1 protein-coding gene is annotated in these 1,110 nt (G+C 28.4%); it reads right to left on the bottom strand.

The features are described 5' to 3' along the window. Positions 1-34 precede the first annotated feature (34 nt). Positions 35-991: an IS30 family transposase gene (locus tag I4U58_RS13835; protein WP_024036937.1), complete on the bottom strand. Its 957-nt coding sequence runs from the start codon at positions 989-991 to the stop codon at positions 35-37. Between the last annotated feature and the right edge of the window lie 119 nt (positions 992-1,110).

Below are 1,110 nucleotides of genomic sequence, written 5' to 3'. Positions count from 1 at the left end.
GATAGATTGTCAATATAAGTGCAACATTTTATGTTTATGTTGCAGCGAAGACCTCTGCAGGTGTTTTATATCCAAGACACTTGCGAGGTCTATTATTTATTATATTTACTACAACATCAAGCTCATTTTGAGTTATAGTAGAAAAATCAAATCTTTTAGGATAAAACTCTCTTAATAATCCGTTAGTGTTCTCATTAGTACCTCTTTGCCAAGAAGAATAAGGATCTGCGAAATAAACATCTATATTTAATCTATTCTCAATTTCATTATAATTAGCAAATTCTTTACCCCTATCGACTGTAAATGTTTTAATTAGTTTGTTTGAAATATGTTCAAATGCTTTGAAACAATGTAAGTTAAATGTTGTTGATTTTCTATTATCCATAACTTGAGCTATTAAGTATCTGCTTTTTCTTTCTACAAAAGTCGAAAGGCAGGCTTTTGACTTTCCTCTACTAGATACAACAGTATCTAATTCCCAATGTCCTATACTTTCTCTTTTCCTAATGTCTTTTGGTCTATTTTTTATACTTTTACCTATATTAAATTTACCTCTTGTTTCTTTTGGTTTTAAGGATTTTCCTTTTCTTCTTAATTTATTTATATTGCCTTTTACAATAATATTTTTGTATATCCATCTATAGATTGTTTTGAATCCAATCTTCATAGATTTATCATCTTTAGATTCTAGGCGTAGCCTACCGGCTATTTGTTCAGGTGACCAAGTTTTGTTTAGACCATTTTCTATATACTCAATTAATTTATAGTTAGATGATTTTCCCTTTGCGCCGCAGTTCATTCTGTTATTTAGATAAATTTCATTTGCTATATGAGCTAAATATTTTCCATTAACAGAGTTTCTTCTGATCTCTCTTGAAATTGTAGAAGCATTTCTATTAAGATGTTTTGCTATTTTTCTTATACTCCATCCTAAGCCTAAGAAATTAGCTATACAACATCTTTCATTTATGGTAATATGTTTGTAGTTCATAATTTTATGTCCTTTCATGTAAAGTGATTTTGTAGTTATTATTACTGTAACATGAACATAAACTTATGAGCTATTTTTTTATCCATTTTTAAGTGTTGCACTTAATATGATAATTCATC

It is taken from the genome of Clostridium sp. 1001270J_160509_D11 (genome assembly GCF_015667935.1).
GTDB lineage: Bacteria > Bacillota > Clostridia > Peptostreptococcales > Peptostreptococcaceae > Intestinibacter.
Note: the sequence above shows the minus strand (reverse complement) of the source record. Positions and strands in the feature narration are given on the sequence as shown.